This is a genomic window from Bifidobacterium sp. B4081 (genome assembly GCF_026537335.1).
Lineage (GTDB): Bacteria > Actinomycetota > Actinomycetes > Actinomycetales > Bifidobacteriaceae > Bombiscardovia.
Window position 1 is genome coordinate 151655 of record NZ_JAFNMM010000004.1, and the last position, 15917, is coordinate 167571.

Sequence of the window (15917 nt, forward strand, 5' to 3'; positions counted from 1 at the left end):
GGCCTCGGATTGGTCGTTGAATTCCCGGACTGTCGAGGCCTATACGAGTGGGTTGCATAACCTGTCGTTTTCCTGGCATGAATGTTGCCTATATACCAACAGGTGTGCTGATCCGTTCCCCGGCGGACGGTGCATAAGTCCGTACGCCGGGGAACGGATCAGCTTCAGATGGAGGATCAGGCCGTCGGCCCTTGGTCGGAGCTGTCCTCAGACGGTGTGGTCTCCATGCTGGCCGGATCCTGGGCGCGGGTCTGCCGGGCGTCGTCCGCCAGATCGCTCAGAGTGCCCACATCCACAGCGCTGCGACGTGCCTTGAACCTTCTGAAGGCCAGGTACTCCAGAGCCAGGAAGATCAGGGCCAGCACAACCAGTGCCACATAGAGGGCAATTTGCCAGGCAGGGGTCTGCACCTTGGGGTCGCCATTGGCGTACTTGTATCCATGCACGACCGTATAGAGGATGTTGTGGCTGGCTTGGCGCATGGCCTTGACCGAGGTGGCGCTCTTGTCCTTGACGTGGTTGGTCACCTCGGTGGTGGCCAGCATGGCGTCGTTCCCGTTGCGGATCAACTGGTCGGCGTTCTGATAACCATAGACGCCGAAGTAGTCGGTCAGGACCATGCCGCGGAAGCCCCACTCACCGCGCAGCACATCCTGCATCAGCGGCGCATAGGCGGCCACGTAGGTGGTGCCGACGTAGTTGAATGAGCTCATGGCAGCCTGGGCGCCACCCTTGACCACAGCAGCCTGGAATGGCTTCAGGTAGATCTCGCGGATGGTCTGCTCGTTGGCCCAGGTAGCCAGCATGTTGGTACGGTTGGTCTCCTGGTCGTTCATGGCGAAGTGCTTCATGAAGGCGTAGACGCCCTTGGACCGGGCCGCTGCGACCTCGTTGGACCCCATGACCGCATTGATCTCGGGGTCTTCGGAGAAGTACTCGAAGTTACGTCCGGAGAAGGCACTGCGGTGGATGTTGAAGGCCGGCGCGTACCAGCCGGAGACATCCATGTCATGGGCCATGGTGCCGATCATCTCGCCGTAGCGGGTTGCCAGACAGGGGTTCCAGGTGCAGGCCAGGGAGGTGGATGAGGGGAAGCCCAGGGAACCAACCTTGGTGAAGTTGTTGTTCAGGGCAGCGGGGCCATCGGCATCGGTGAGTTCGATCTTGCCGATGCCCTTGACAGCCTGGGTGCCATAGCCACTCATGGCGATCAGGCTGTCCATGTCCTTGACGCTGAGCTGATCCAGCAGCTTGTCCCACATGGGGTCGTCGTACTTCTTGTCGCGCAGCTGGTAGAGCCTGACATTGTTCTTGGCACCTGTCGTGGGCATCTTGTCGCTGTCTTTGTCAAACTTCTTGGGATCATAGTTGTCGTTGTTATAGAAGTGGGCCTTGGCCTCCTCGGGCATCTCGGTGCTCTTGGGTGCCGCCACAGCATCCGCATAGTTGGCGAAGTGGTTGGCCCGGGACAGATAGGTCACCGTGCCCTTGGCATCGTCGAACCTGTTGGTGGCCGCGACCTTGTCGACGGAGCGGGGATTGCTCTTGTCATAGGTGACCGTATGGGCAATGTTGACCGTGTCGGATTGGATCGGACGGTGGGAGTCGGAACGAATGGAGATGCCGTAGTCGCCCTGATCCAGCACGTAGGCCTTGGCATGGTCGGCATCATAGGAGGCCATGTCCTCGTCCTTGAAGCTCACGGGGATGGTCTGGCTCTTGCCGGGATCCAGGATATTGGTCTTCTTGAAGGAGACCAGGTTGGCGCTGGCCTTCTCTATGCCCCCATTGGTATAGGGGGGATCGAAGTAGGTCTGGACCGTGTCGCGGCCGGCCTTGGCGCCGGTGTTGGTGACGGTCACATCAAAGGAGATCTTCCCATCAGCATGATGGATCGGTCCCATCTTCTGGCTGAAGGTGGTGTATGACAGGCCGTATCCGAAGGGGTATTGGACCATCTGGTTGTAGTTGATCAGGCCTTCCTTGGCCGCAGTCTCCCAGAAGCGGTAGCCCACGTAAATGCCCTCGTTGTAGTCCACGAAGGTAGGCGTACTGGTTTCGGGCTTGCCGGTGAATCCGGTGAAGGTGGCCTTGTGGTCGTCCATATTGGTGTAGGTGAATGAGCCGAAGTTGTTGTAGGTCGGCGTCTTGGTCAGGTCGCGCACGAAGGTGTCAGAGGTCTTGCCCGAAGGGTTGACCTTGCCTTTCAGGACCTCGCCCAGGGCGGTGAAACCGGCCTGCCCCGGGGGCGGGCACCAGAGGACGGACTTGATCTGCGGATATTGACCCACGAAGTTCAGGTTGAAGGTGTTGGCGCCGTTGTAGACCAGGACCACCTTGTCGAAGGAGCTGGTGACCTTGGCGATCATGTCGCTCTCGGGCTTGGACAGCTCCAGGAAGCTCTGGCCCTGCTTGAAGTCCGGATTGGCCTTGTCATTGTCGTGATAGGTGATGTCCTTGGCCTTCATGTCCTTCGGCAGGTCGGCGCCCTCGCCGCCCACTCGACCGATGACCACCACAGCGGTGTCGGAGAACTGCTTGGCGTCATCCATGAGCTTGCTGGTGTACTTGTCTGCCGTGGGCTCGGGCAGGGTCCAGTCCTGGGCGAACATTTCGACCTTGGGGCGGTCTGCACGGTACTTGGTATAGAAGTCGCTCAGCTCTTTGTTGGTCTTTAGACCGGCTGAGGAGATGCCGTCAAGCAGGCTGGTTGTAGGGTTGTCTGCCGACATGGAGCCGGAACCTGTGCCGCCGTAGACGGGGTTGGTCGAGGCCCAGCCGAAGACATTGACCTTGTCGGACTTCAGGGGGAGTGTCCCATCCGAATTCTGCAGCATGGTGACGGACTCACGCTGGATGTCCTTGGCCAGGTTCCGGGCTGCGGTAACGGTCGCTGGCTGCAGCTCGTGCTTGCTGGTGGACTTGGTGATCAGGTTGGACAAGGGTCCCAGGAGCATGGTTGCCAGGGCTGCGACGACAGCCACGAAGGCCACCAGCCAGGACTGGGAGTGGATCATCTTTCGGTTGGCTACGTTTTTGACTGTGTGCTTGTTCACGGCGATCGTGATCAGCAGGGCCAGTACCAGAAAGACGCCGATGACCACCAGCTGGGGTATCAGCGACTTGAGTACGGCGACCACATCGCTCAGATTGACACTGAACATGTTCGCTACTTTCCTCTGTTCTCTGCCGAAGCTTCACCCGGTCACGACTATGGGCCGGTCACGAAGTAGACGGAGCGCTTGAACTGTGATCCGCCTCCTGGGTGGGCGAGCGACCTTCAGCTGCATCGACACGCCTTTATGCCACGATTTCAGTTAATCATTTATGACGTGTTTCTGTGGCTGTACATGCGCGAACTGTCGAATTTGCCGCATAACCTGACTTGTTTTGCGGCGTGTATTTGCAGGTGGTATGGGAACGGATTCCCATACCTCGTGTTACTACGATCTAGGAACTCCGGTCGACTCTCGTTCGATCAGGTGGCCTGGCAGCTCCACCAGCTTGTTCCAGTCATCGGTCCTGCCCCGCCCTTGATCGATGTCATCAATTTCTGTTTTCAATAGGTCGAAGGCCTTTTCTCCGGCCTTGAAGAAATCCTGATGGATCGTCGTCAGTGAGGGATTCCAGATCTTGGCAATGGGGTGATCGTCAAAGCCTGCTACTGATACATCTTCGGGCACTCTTCGGCCCACATCGTTGAGGCCTCGGATGATGCCCATGCCGATCTCGTCATTGCCGGCGAAAATGGCGGTGACCTCAGGTTTTCGTCCCAAGGCTGACCCTATGCGCTTGCCGGACTCAGGATCCCAATCAGCCTTTATGGGTGCTGGCGCCGGCACCCCGGCATCTTCACAGGCGGATCTCCAACCGGCTAGGCGGCTGTACCCGCCAGCACCGCCGGGAATGCTGACGTGATACACGGTTTTATGTCCCAACCCCAACAGATAGGAGGTTACCGCATACCCTCCGTCGCGCTCCTGCATGGAAATTTGAGTGACATCCGATTTCCGGTTGCCGGCAATGAGGATGATGGGCAGATCCTTGTTCACGTAGGCGAAGGCATCGTCGCTAACCTGATCGTAATCAAGGAGCACGATGCCTGCCGGATTCTGATCCAGAATCGATTGGATGCGCTGGCGCGACTGCTCGCCCGCCTCTGGGCTCAGAACTCCGATATTCAGTGTGTATCCAGCCTTTTGCGCTCTTTCCTCAATGCCGAAAATGGTCTGCGATTGACCGAACAGAGTGGTATTCGTCGATAGAACAGCGATGGTTTTGGTCCGTTCCTTGACCAAGGCTCTAGCAATGGGGTTGGGGCGGTAGCGCAGGAGCTTCACTGCCTTGGCGATTCTGTCGCGTTTTTCCTTGCTGACCCGTTCTGGGCTGTTGAGGTACCGGGACACAGTAGGAACCGAAACCTGGGCCAGGACAGCAACATCTTTGATTGATGCCGGTTTATTGTGATCGACTGTCCTAGCCATAGCAACTCCCATACCCATATGCCGCCTTATGCCTGACCATCGGATGGGATTAATACATACCCGCAGAATCAGACTGACGGACCGGCATCTGTTCGTCCGTCCTTTTGGCCGACCTCCACTGCCGAGCAGTTTCCGGCCACTTCATAGTACATGAGGAGGTCGAACGCAGACGGCGTCATGCTGATGCCTTGCCGCCAGTGTCCGACCTCTTGTTTTGGACTACTTTACTGCTCCACCAGTGATGCCCGAGATGATCTTACGCTGTGCCAGTGCGAAGATGATCAACAGCGGCAGGCTCATCAGAATGATGTAGGCGAAGATCAGATGCCAGTTGTTCAAGTACAGACCTGCAGAGGCAACGTTGTAAAGGTTCAGCGGCAGCAGATCCATCTTGCCGGACAGTATGAAGAGCGAGTAGAAGACGTCGTTCCAGATGTAGAGGGTGACCAGAATGGTTGCCGTGGCGAGCGTCGGTCCCAGGAGGGGGAGGATGATCGTGAAGAATATCCGCATAGGACTGGCCCCGTCCATGCGTGCGGCCTCTTCAAGAGAGATCGGTATCGTCCGGATGAATCCAGTGACGAAGAAGATGACCGTAGACAGGTAGATTCCGACGTAGACTCCGATCATTCCCAGAGCTGTTCCTGATAGGCCGATGATCTTGAGCAGCATCATAACGGTCACCACTGCCGGCGGCAGGACAAGGCCAGAGATGGAAAGGGCATACACCACCGTCATTGGCTTGGTGGCTCGACGGGCAAGTACCCAGGATGCCATGGAGCCCAGCAAGAGAGCCAGGAAGACCGAGGGCACCGTTACGATCACCGATCCGAAGAAAGCCTTGATCATTTTGCCATCGGTGATGACAGTCGAGAAGTTCTGCAAAAGCTGCCAATGGCTGGGCAGGCTCATCGTGGGGCGGATCGCCTCGGCCTGGCTTTTGCCGGCTGTAACAATGAGAAGCCAGAAAGGGACACCCAAGAGTATCAGCATGACCAGAACCACCAGTACTGCATGGACGATGGTGCCGGCTTTGGATCGCTTGTTCATGGTTGTGTTGCTTTGGGCCTGGGTGGCCGTATCCGGCGTGTAGGTTGCCGATGTCATAGGATCTTTGCCTCTCTTCTCCGCAGGTAGATGATCAGGGGGATGGCGATGATCATCACCATGACAAACAGAACCAGGCTCATGGTTGTCGACTGCGAGTAGAGTCCCTGACCGAAGGTTCTCCAAATAAAGATGTTCAGTATTTCCGTAGATCCGCCAGGTCCTCCTGCTGTAGTCGCTTGGACAATGTCAAAGCCGTTCATGGAGCCCAGGAGTGATGTGGCGACATTGAAAGTAAATGCCGGAGCCAGCAGCGGGAACTTGATCTTCCAGAATATCTGGCTTTTGCTGGCGCCATCAATGCTTGCAGCTTCCAGAACGTCCGAATCGATGGTCTTGAGTCCGGCCAGGAAGATCAGCATGGACAAGCCCATCCATTTCCATCCGTGGATTGCTGCGACAAGAACGATGGTCCATGTGGTGTTACCCAGCCAAGCCAGGTCGATTGTCCGTCCCAGGAAGAAGGAGAGTATCTGATTGAGGGCGCCGTCAGATTTGAGCACTGCCTGCCATATGTAGCCGACCGCCAGGGCCGACATGATGACTGGAACGAAGAACATGACACGAGCAAACCTGTTGAGGCGGGTGTCTTCTTCGAGAAAGACCGCCAGGATCAACCCGAAGGTGTTCTGGAATATAGCTACGAGAATGGCGTAGACCAGGGTGATGCGCAGGTCTCGCATCAAGGTGCCCGAGCGGAACAGATCGACGAAATTACGTACCCCGTTGAAATCAATCGTCTTGCCAAAGGCCGACCAGTTGGTGAAGGCGTAGATGAAATTCATGATCGTCGGAATGAAGAAGAAGATCAGCAGAACCACAAATGCCGGAATGACGAATTGCAGCGGGTAGTTCTGCTTCATAAGCGTTTTGATGGGATTGACGGGGGTGATCGATCTGTTCCTTCTTCGCCCTCCGTGAGGTGTGACCCCCTCGGTTGCATGGTTTACCATACTTATCTGCTTTTCCTTCCATGAGATGGGCATCAGGATCAGGAGCGCCGGCCCTGATGCCCATCCGATGTCGTGCATGATGACCGCTTCCGGCTGTTGCCTTGGTGCTGGCAGCTGCCGGAAGCAGGACAAAGACAGGAGCCTTTAGAAGTTCTTGGCCCCCTGTGCTTTAGCCAATTGAGCGAACTGGTCCTGGGTCGCCTTGGTCACATCCTGGGGCGACTTCGTGCCGTTGACCATATCGGCCAAATTGATGTAAAGGTCAGGATTGGCTATGGCCAGAGACTGCATGGAGCCTACGCCGGTCTTGATCGCAGCTGCGGAATCAATCAAGGCTTGAGGAACCGAATTAGGAGACTTAACCCCCTTCAGTACGGAGATGATCTTCTGGTCTTTGACGAAGTCTGCGTATCCGGTGCTCATCCAGTAATTAATGAACTGACGAGCGGCGGCCTCCTTCTTGCTGTCTTTGCTCTTGAAGGCCACCAGCGCGTTGTTCTGTTCGGGGATGATGGTTCCGACATTCCCATCCTTGGAAATGGGGAAGAATCCGATTCTTTCGTCCAAGGCCTGTTTATCATTCTTGGCCAGAGCAGCCACGGCGTTGAACAGCGAATTGACCTGGATGATCATTCCGGTCTTGCCGTCCCAGAGCGCTGCAGCCTGGTCGGTGTCCTTGGCTGATCCTGCGTCCTTGTTATAGAGGCCCTCATCGAAGAGCTGCTTGTAGTTGTCGACTGCGGTCTGAACAGTCTTGTCGGTGAACTTCTCTTTTCCGGTATTGATGCGGTCCCAGAGGCCGTTCTGAGCCGCCTCGGCCAGTTGGACGGATACCGCGTACTGGGTACCCCATTGTGAGCCTGCCATTTCGAACAGGGGGGAGTTCACGCCGGGGACATTGGCCGCTTTGATCTTCTTGGCAGTCTCGACTAGATCGTTCCAGTTTTTAGGTGTCTCGGTGATGCCGGCCTTCTTGAAGACTTCCTTGTTGTAGAAGACGCCCTCAACCGGTGGGGTGGAGAAAAGAGCCGCATAACGAGTGCCGTCCACCACGCCACCTGCATCGGCGATGCCTTGGGTGTAGTTCTTCACCCAAGGTGCATTATCGAGCTTTTGCAGCTTATCTTGGGCGATAAAACCAGCCAGCATGGACTTGGTGGGCTGCCAGAAGGCCAGGTCGGGTGTATCTCCAGTCGTGATCTTCGTCTGGACATTCTGCTCGTACGGATCAGGGATGGTCTGGACATCGATTTTGGCACCCGTAGCCTTCTCGAAGTTCGAGACCACCTTCAGCGGAATCTTGTTGGAGTTCTGAGCCACCCACATTTTCAGCTGAACCCCGTCGAGTTTCTGCGTTGCCGATGGCCAGTAATCCTTAGAGCTTGTATCGGCACTGTCACTGCTGCCAGTCGAGGGATTCGAGCACCCGACCAGAGAGAAAACCATTGCACCCGTCAGGGCGATGGCCGCTCCGACTCGTGTTGTGTTGAATATCTTCATTGAAATTCCTTTCCTATGTTCCACGATCCTTCGTAGAACCTTCTGCCCATCATGAATGGCTACTCGGAACCCCCCGGTTTGTAGGTGTTGACGCCTGCCGGTAATTCCTTAAAGACGACTTTGACCTTGGGCCTCCTTTCTCGTGATCAATATGGTTCGGGACGTGAATCGACGCTCTGGCGCTTGCAAACGCAGCTTGGCATTGTTCGGGTCCCAAAGGATTTTCCATGGTGCGAAGCGTTCGCCTGTGGGGAAGATGGTATGAACATCAACGGCTGAGTCGGCGAAATCAGGCAAGGATAGAACCACATTGCTTTCTTTGCCGGCGGGGTCTCGAGCCCACACCGTCACCAGTGCGCTCTGGTCATAGCGAAGACCGAGGGCCAATGCCTTGTCTGTCCATCCGGGCAGTCCCATGGGCCAAAAAGGAACAGCTCTGGAAACGATGGGCTGTATATGAAGCTTGTAGGTCTGTACGGCCTGGGCGATCAGGTTGCGCTGGTCCTCACCCATGGCATTGAGAAAGCCCGAAATGAACAATCTGCCCAGCATGCTGGTGTTCAGGTTGAAGGTGATCTCCTCCAGACTCATGGAAGCTTGTGGATAGGCCCAGTTGGCCGTTTGCTCCGGCACGGTCATCATGGGTGAGGATGCCGCGATCGGTGGATAGAGACGATAATCCTGCTGATCCGAAGTTGATTGGACGCGGAAGTGACTGGTCTGCATGAAGTCTTCGCGCATGCCGCCCGAGGAGCAGTTCTCAAGAATCAGGTCTGGGTAACGCTTATGTAAGGCATCCAACCAGTCACAGTAGGCCCGGTTGTGGCCTAGAAGTCCATCTCCCAGGCTATCGGCTTGATTGTCGGTGCCTGCTCCGGGAGAGACGTTGTAGTCGAACTTAAAGTAGCCGATGCCAAATTCGCCGATAAGCCTGTCAATTACCGAGTCCATGTACTTGCGAGCCTCATCAGCTCGAAAGTCGAGTAGATAACGGTCCTGTTCGACCACACGTCGACCATTGCGTTGGAAGAAGGCCGCGTTTGGCAGTGCGGCGGCGATAGGGCTACGCACGCCCACGACCTCGGGTTCCATCCACAGGCCGGGAACCATGCCGCGCGAGACGATGGCATCAATCACCTCGGCGAATCCCCCTGGAAAGCGCGTCGTGGAGGGTTTCCATTCGCCCACCGAAGGCCACCAATCGCCGGAATCGTCATACCAGCCGCAGTCGATGCAGAAGACTTGGGCGCCCACTTCAGCTGCGCTGTCGATCAGTGGAAGCAGCTTCTCTGTGGTCGGGTCACCGTTGATGGTATTCATGTAGTCGTTGAAAACCACTAGTGGATGTTGGTCCTTGGCCACGTGCGTGCCGAAAGTCCGCCGATAAGCGATCAGGGAATCGTAGGCCGATTGAAAGGAAGAGGCCAGAGTGACCGATGCCGGCACGGACGTAAAACTTTGTCCCGGCGCAAGGCATTTTGACCAGGAGTGATCTTCGTTTGTGGGTCCGGATAAAGCCATGTATCCATCGACGGTATAGTCGCCGACCTCCCATCGCCAAGCTCCGTTGTGCTCGACTTGGAAAATCCAAGTGGCTGTATGGCTCTTGTTGCATAGGACCGCGAGCGGAGCCTGGCGACCAGTTGACCAGGTGCCTGTGGAGATTGCTTTGTACTCGTTGCGTGGATTGTTTCCGGTCAGCTCCTGAGAGAGCTGAGGGAAGAGATCCTCGGTATTTTCAGAGCGCCAGCGGTTTTCGCCCAACCAGGCGAAAGCGCCATGAAGAAGTTTCCAGCCGCTTGCATCTTGCTGCCCTCCGGGCGTGGATCCGAACAGACTGACCCAGCTGGTGACTGATTCGAGGCTGATCGGGCGGTTTCCGATGTTGGTCACTGTTACAAAGGTCCGGAACATGGTCTGATTCGTAGGAAGTTGATAGGTCACGTCAGCTTGAAGACCGGCGGTACGGTTCTTCATTCGTACGTGTAACGAATTGATACCGTTTTCAGATTTGTCAGAATGATGAGAAACGTATCGCATGCCAGCCCCGATTGAAGTGCTGACCAGCCTTTCGCAGGCAATCCAATGACCGAAGCCAGCGGCCATGATCTCCACAAGGGGCAGATTGTCGTCGATCCTCATGTCCACATCATCCGACGTAATCCGACCTATGCTGACTGGAGCGTCGTCATCCCAATGGAAAAAGAAGGATAGACGATTATTGCCCCATTGAAAGTCATGTGTCATGATGTCCTCTGCCATATGATTACAGCCAAGTCGGGTGTCGGTGGAGATCGTGGTGACCGATAACCGCAAACAACCTTCCCTGCTTATTTGCTGATCGCCTCTCTGCGGTCTTGGAGAATGTTCATATCCCTATGGCCACGAAGGTCAATACCTAAAAACACAGAGTAATTTGAAAACGTTATCGAGTCAATTAAGCGTGTCGTTTCTGTCGGGTTGTAAGTGTGTCTGCCGGCGATGCCGGTCTTCCTGTGGCTATCGCACTGGGGAATGGCCACAGGAAAGCCGTTAATTCGACCAAGCCTCACAGTATGCACAGTATGTCATGACTGTTTGCCGTGAGAATGCTGGATCATCATGAAGGTCAGAACGGAAGTTCCTACAAGCACGATGGTTGTAAGGAGGATGAGCGTAACTGCAGACCCTGTGGATGAAAGTCGGAATTCCTGACCTTTTTGTCCTGCTGCTTTCGCGCTCGACCTAGGCTTAGCTTTTGAATCGTTCGCGGTCGACGCATCTGCGGATGTCGCCGGAATCACCTGAAGACGGAAGGACGAGCTGGCACTTCCGGAACTTGCTGTGATCGTGCAGTTGCCAACCTCAAGGGCAGACAGCATGCCTTGGGGGTCTACCGTTGCTATGCGTGGATCCGATGTGGACCAGGTGATGGCGGCATCAGATGAACTCTGCGAATCTGTGGCGGTCAATTGCAATTTCTGGCCCTTACGCAGTGTCATTCGGCCCTGAGCCAGGCCGGGGGCATGGATGGTGACTGAACCTGGTTCTGATGGGTGGGACTCTAGGTCTTCGGATGTCGGCGTCCCGATGATTTCAGGGTAGAAAATCAGGGAGTCGATATTCGGTGCCACTCCCCAGGAGACAGCGCCTCTGCCCGTTCCAGCCGGATCCCAGTTCCCCAGTGATAGGGCCCCTCCATTCGTGGATACCTGCAGCGAGCGGTTCAAGAAGCTTCTGTCGGAATAGGTATACCTAAACGAACCTCTGGCAAGTTCGGGGCCGTGGCCATCCCCCTGGCGGATTTGCAGTCCGAGGTCCACGATTTGCGGGTTGTAGTCGTGCCTGCCGATGAAGGCATCGTTGGAGAATCTGACGGCGATCATATAGTCCCCACGAGGAACCGTGCCTGCCGGAATGGTCATGATGCCGGGATTGTGCGTATTCACCTTTGGTCTGTTGTTGCTATTCTCAACCACTACACGGGTGCGATCGCCGTATCCGGCTGGGCCGCTTTCAGCAGTGGTGAACTGATTTCCCAGGCCGATCACGTATTGGTGGTTTTCGGCATTGGACGAATTCTCAGTGATCGCGCTCGCCCCGCCGTTCAATTGTTGATCCTCTGCCTGAAGGGAGATGGCAGAGTGACGCAGATCCTTGGATGCGGCGACCTGAACATCGCGTAGACTCACGCCTGTTCCCGAAAGGTCCAGACTGTTGATGCCTTCACTCAGTGCCACCTCAAGACTGGTCGATTGCAGACCTGAGTAGGCGGCAGTGATTCCCGGGAGGATTTTTCCATTCATGTTCAGGGCAATCGGTGTTCCTTTGGCGGCCCGATAGACGAGTTTGATCGTGTGGTATCCCTGGGACCAGCCGTGGATGAAGGCATGAGCATGGCCTGATCGAAGTTCGGCGAACCCGCGACTGCCTTCATTGGAGAAATCGAGCGAGGCTCCGCCGGCAAGGCGAAATTGCGTAGCTGGGTAGTCTACGGCATCACTGGTTCCATCGCGATCCTCGGGAATCCTGTAAAGGAGGAACTTGTCAAGGGTGTTATCCAAGGCCGTCGATCCATGGATACTGATGATGTGTCGTCCTTGAGTAAGGTTCATCTCCAGCTGAGAGCTTCCCCTATACAGCCATTTCGCAGCATCTTTCATGGCAAGTTCGGCGTGATAGTCTAATTCACCAACGGCTTTGGAGTCCACGCTGACCTTATTAGTCCCTGGGAATCCAGTGTTTCCGCTGATTACCTGCAGCCTGTATTTGCCGTCAGCAGAGGTTTGGACTTCCCAGTCAGCTGTGGCCCCATCCTTGAAGTTGCCGACATCACCGTTGCCGGACGTCATGAAGTAGCTCCACCCATTGCCCGAAGGTGTTTTGTCGTAAGCACGGGCGCCGCCGGATAATTTGGTCCGTTCAGCTTCTGTGACTTGGAGATTTCGACCCAATTGGTCATCTGTGCGAAGTGACCGGTCCTGGTGTGGCGTGACGACGAGTTGATATGAGGCATACCGGTCCACACTGGTCGTGGTGACATCGAGTGTGCCATTGCGTACCTGAGCATTTGAGAGCGCATTGACCACGCGGGGGGTTGCAGCGATGCCGTCTGGTCCCGTAAAAGCATTCTCGCGCACTTCGACATCCACTGTGGAGCCAAACCCTGCCTTGTCTAATCCCGTCAGTTGCACGGTCACTGGAATGTTGGCTCCGGTATTCTTCACCTGATCGGCGTTCTCGTCGTTGGCGCCTCCGTATAAGACTGTTCCCTTATGGTTGGCGGTATCCAATGCCCCGATGCCTTGGAGCGAGTCGATTTTGTCGCGGTGATCGGAATCCACCTGAACAGTTTGATCTCCTCTCAGGTCTCCATACCATTTGAACTGCCACCAGCCTGCATTGGCAGCATTGGCATTGGCCATATTGTCTGATAGGTTGCCTGCATAGTTCCAGTAGGCGGTCTCGGCTTGGACTTTGGTGTCCTCGAACATGCTCATCCATTGCACAAGTTGACCAGGTACGGACATGTCGCGTAGCTCTCCGTACTCGGTGATGTTGATCTTTCTGGCGGGCACGCCGATGTCGTGTTCCAAAGCACGGTAATTCGCGTAGTGGGTCCGATAGTTCTGCAGGCTTTCTTTGCCCAGCTCATGCCAGACGAAGATATCCGGTAGGGTTCCCACTTCCTTGGTGTGGCGCAGAAAAGCTTCTGATCTATTCTGCCTGAAGGATGAGTCCCCAGGGCCGGCTATGCGGGCATGCGCTGCTGTGGGGTGCACCTTGCTTGGTTTTTCGCCGGTTTTGTATTGTTGCCAGATGGTTTGTATCAGTTGGTAGTCTGCGTCCCAGTCGTTCAGGAAAGTTGTTTTGAACAGCGGGTTCTGGGCATCATCGCCCGTGTAGTACCAGTTGCCTCCGTCTGGCTCGTTGAAGGGGATGAAGATGTATTGGTCAGGATGCTCTGATTGGGACAATATCTTATTGACGACGATTTCGACGACTTCGCTATAATCCCAACGTCCATTGGACTGATCGCTGTAGGTGCCATATCTGGGATCGCTGACAGGCACATTGGTTACATATGATCGGTCATCTCCCGGGCGTGAACCATGGTTATAGGACCAATCTGGGTAATAATCCTGCATGTATACGGCCAGTTCTCGTCCTCCATTGGCAAAGAACTGGCGCTCCAAGGCCAGGGCGTCCCCGCTGGGGTGTTGGGAGCCCGTTGGCGGTTTCTGTGAAGAATTATCCACACGGGCGCCGTCGAGAATGGCATCTGTCGGCGATCCTTCGTCGCCTAAACCGTACAGGGTTCCTGAGGCTCCGCCGAGGAAGTCCCCGGTTGTCTTGCCCATATCGACTTTGAGGACTTGTGCTGGTTTGGCTTCATCGGCGTAGGCCGCTGGCAGAACGCATGTTCCGATCAGCAGGCTCGCGCTCGCCGCTAATGCTATAAGTGTCTGATATTTTCCCATGATGCGTTTCTTTCATCGGAATGCGAAGCAATCGCTCGATTCGGATTGTTCAGGACCCGATTGAGTGATGCCGAGAACTACATTGTTCACGCGTTGGCCGTCTGATTCTCAAGAGCAAGGTCATAATCGGCTGGGGTGCGCTGATATGTACAAGGCTCCTTTCGTTTTATTACTGGTCCCTCTTGTTGAATTCTTGCCGGTGACATCATCGACACTACATAAAACAGCATATTATGAAAACGTTCTATCGTCAAACACTGGTAGATCATAAAGCTCTATATTGCCTAAAACACATCCTATTTGATATTGTGCTCTTGATACCTAGAAAACGTTCTCACTATTTGGATGCAGCTAGCTATTTGCAAGACCATCGGATAGGGAAAGAAGATTAGGCAATTTCAGGGAAGAAAAGCCAGCTCTGTTTCTGCGATGATTGATTCGCCGGTTTACAGATATGCTTAAGCAGCAGTCAATTATATTGATACGCGAGTCAAGAAATATGCGAACCGTGCATATACTTATACGCCAGGTTTTATCTCATTAAAGGTGATTTCAGCGCACACTGGATGAGATATGGATAAAATGATTCCATGACTGGTCGCACCGTGGTAGTTCCCAGCCGCTCCCGCCTGTATAGGACGCAGATCAATGGCACGCACCTGGTATTCTCGATGAATCCGGCACCGCGTCGTGCTCCTATCATTCTTTATTTGCATGGTGGCCCAGGCGATGCTTGCATTCCGTTGACCATGCGGTACAACGCGGCATTGGAACGCGATTTCCGTTTCATCAACCTGGACCAGCGCGGCAGTGGGTTGTCCTACCATCCTTTTATCCCAGGCGAAGCAGTAACCATCGATTCTATAGTCGAAGATGTTCACCAGTTCGTGCTAAAGCTTCTTCGCGCCTATGGGCAGGATTCCCTGATCCTCATCGGTCATTCCTGGGGCAGCGTCCTGGGGCTGGAAATGGTGAAGCGCTATCCCTCGCTTGTCCGCTGCTACATCGGCCTCGGACAGGTTGTCAGTATGCATGCCGCTCTTCGGTTAAGACAAAATTGGGCCCAACAGCATTTAGGCCACCGGCTCAGTTCGATTGTCAGCGGGGAGAGCGGGATTGCCGACTTGGTGCTGATGATTGATGAGTTGCTGTCTCGCGGCGGGGCTGCCATGCTGTTCGGATTCCTGGGACGGATCATGACCTACCTGCGCTCGCCGTACTACAACTGGTCGCGTCTGCTTAACCAAGCCAAGGGGGTGGCTCAATCCCGGGCGCGCTTGGATGCTGAGCTGGAGCAGGTCGATTTCAGCGGGCGGACCTCTTTCGGGGCGCCCGTCTATTTCATTAGCGGCAGGTATGACCGTCATCTGCCGGGTAGTCTGGTTGAGCAGTTCGCCGATGGGTTGGAGAGCCCGCATCGGTTCATCTGCTTTGACCAGTCAGGGCATTGCCCGCAATGGGATGAGCCTGAACGGTTCGCGGCGACTGTTAAATCCCTCTGCCTGTAGCACGCTATTGATAAGCAATGGTTGCCTCGTCGCACGCGCTCATCCGCATGGTGGAAATACTTCCTGCGAACGACTAAATCTACTAACATTAGGCCTTGAAGATATTGGTATGAGCCTCGCTGAAGAGTGCACGGGGCTCCTGGATAGGCGAAGGCCGATGAAACGGGGAACATGTCGATGAAAGTCGACACGCCGTAAAAGCCCCGGAATCATTGGGTTCCTCCGATATTTTTGTATACCAATTTGCGGGACAACCTAAGTTAGTGTAAGTTTACTTCTTGCTGCCCGGCAGTGTTGAGAACTCTTCGGAGGGCTTGGAATTGTTGGTGTGGTGGTGGTTTGAGAACTCAAGAGCGTGTTTGTGCTACTTATAGCTTTTTGATTGCCAGTCCGATGCCCGCCCGG

General features: G+C 55.1%; 9 protein-coding genes. 2 read left to right on the forward strand and 7 right to left on the reverse strand.

Translation table 11 applies throughout. The features are described from left to right. Positions 1-176: 176 nt before the first annotated feature. The 6 genes from J3T92_RS07930 to J3T92_RS07955 form a co-directional block, all read right to left on the reverse strand. Positions 177-3164 carry a glycoside hydrolase family 3 C-terminal domain-containing protein gene (locus tag J3T92_RS07930; protein WP_267400920.1) on the reverse strand — a complete coding sequence of 996 codons (2988 nt, stop codon included), beginning with the start codon at positions 3162-3164 and terminating at the stop codon, positions 177-179. A gap of 279 nt (positions 3165-3443) precedes the next feature. Continuing rightward, the gene (locus tag J3T92_RS07935; RefSeq protein ID WP_267400921.1) at positions 3444-4484 is read right to left on the reverse strand and encodes a LacI family DNA-binding transcriptional regulator; all 1041 of its coding nucleotides are present in this window, start codon (positions 4482-4484) and stop codon (positions 3444-3446) included. A gap of 219 nt (positions 4485-4703) precedes the next feature. Continuing rightward, a complete protein-coding gene (locus J3T92_RS07940; protein ID WP_051354109.1) occupies positions 4704-5591 on the reverse strand; it encodes a carbohydrate ABC transporter permease in 888 nt (295 codons plus the stop codon). After that, positions 5588-6454, reverse strand: coding sequence for a carbohydrate ABC transporter permease (locus tag J3T92_RS07945; RefSeq protein WP_121914844.1), 867 nt, complete (start codon positions 6452-6454; stop codon positions 5588-5590). Before J3T92_RS07945 ends, J3T92_RS07940 begins: the two co-directional genes overlap by 4 nt. A 234-nt stretch (positions 6455-6688) precedes the next feature. After that, on the reverse strand, positions 6689-8044 hold the full coding sequence (locus tag J3T92_RS07950; protein WP_121914843.1) for an ABC transporter substrate-binding protein: 1356 nt from the start codon (positions 8042-8044) through the stop codon (positions 6689-6691). A gap of 108 nt (positions 8045-8152) precedes the next feature. Beyond that, entirely contained in the window at positions 8153-9958 is a 1806-nt protein-coding gene (locus J3T92_RS07955) for a glycoside hydrolase family 36 protein (RefSeq protein WP_267400924.1), read from the reverse strand. A gap of 171 nt (positions 9959-10129) precedes the next feature. Here J3T92_RS07955 and J3T92_RS07960 point away from each other — a divergent pair, with 171 nt between their 5' ends. After that, entirely contained in the window at positions 10130-10258 is a 129-nt protein-coding gene (locus J3T92_RS07960) for a hypothetical protein (RefSeq protein WP_267400925.1), read from the forward strand. A gap of 353 nt (positions 10259-10611) precedes the next feature. On the opposite strand, the gene J3T92_RS07965 is transcribed toward J3T92_RS07960, so the two are convergent. Then, positions 10612-14004, reverse strand: a complete 3393-nt coding sequence (locus tag J3T92_RS07965; RefSeq protein ID WP_267400926.1) for an Ig-like domain-containing protein — start codon at positions 14002-14004, stop codon at positions 10612-10614. Positions 14005-14675: 671 nt separating this feature from the next. Here J3T92_RS07965 and J3T92_RS07970 point away from each other — a divergent pair. Continuing rightward, complete coding sequence (locus J3T92_RS07970) at positions 14676-15512, forward strand: alpha/beta fold hydrolase (protein WP_267400927.1); 837 nt, start codon at positions 14676-14678, stop codon at positions 15510-15512. The last annotated feature ends 405 nt before the right edge of the window (positions 15513-15917 follow it).

Excerpts from the sequence above, each read along its gene's own strand:
- J3T92_RS07970 (WP_267400927.1), top strand. The coding sequence starts at position 14,676 with ATGAATCCGGCACCGCGTCGTGCTCCTATCATTCTTTATTTGCATGGT.
- J3T92_RS07940 (WP_051354109.1), bottom strand. The coding sequence starts at position 5,591 with ATGACATCGGCAACCTACACGCCGGATACGGCCACCCAGGCCCAAAGC.
- J3T92_RS07930 (WP_267400920.1), bottom strand. The coding sequence starts at position 3,164 with ATGTTCAGTGTCAATCTGAGCGATGTGGTCGCCGTACTCAAGTCGCTG.
- J3T92_RS07945 (WP_121914844.1), bottom strand. The coding sequence starts at position 6,454 with ATGAAGCAGAACTACCCGCTGCAATTCGTCATTCCGGCATTTGTGGTT.
- J3T92_RS07955 (WP_267400924.1), bottom strand. The coding sequence starts at position 9,958 with ATGTTCCGGACCTTTGTAACAGTGACCAACATCGGAAACCGCCCGATC.
- J3T92_RS07935 (WP_267400921.1), bottom strand. The coding sequence starts at position 4,484 with ATGGCTAGGACAGTCGATCACAATAAACCGGCATCAATCAAAGATGTT.
- J3T92_RS07960 (WP_267400925.1), top strand. The coding sequence starts at position 10,130 with ATGACCGAAGCCAGCGGCCATGATCTCCACAAGGGGCAGATTGTCGTC.
- J3T92_RS07965 (WP_267400926.1), bottom strand. The coding sequence starts at position 14,004 with ATGGGAAAATATCAGACACTTATAGCATTAGCGGCGAGCGCGAGCCTG.
- J3T92_RS07950 (WP_121914843.1), bottom strand. The coding sequence starts at position 8,044 with ATGAAGATATTCAACACAACACGAGTCGGAGCGGCCATCGCCCTGACG.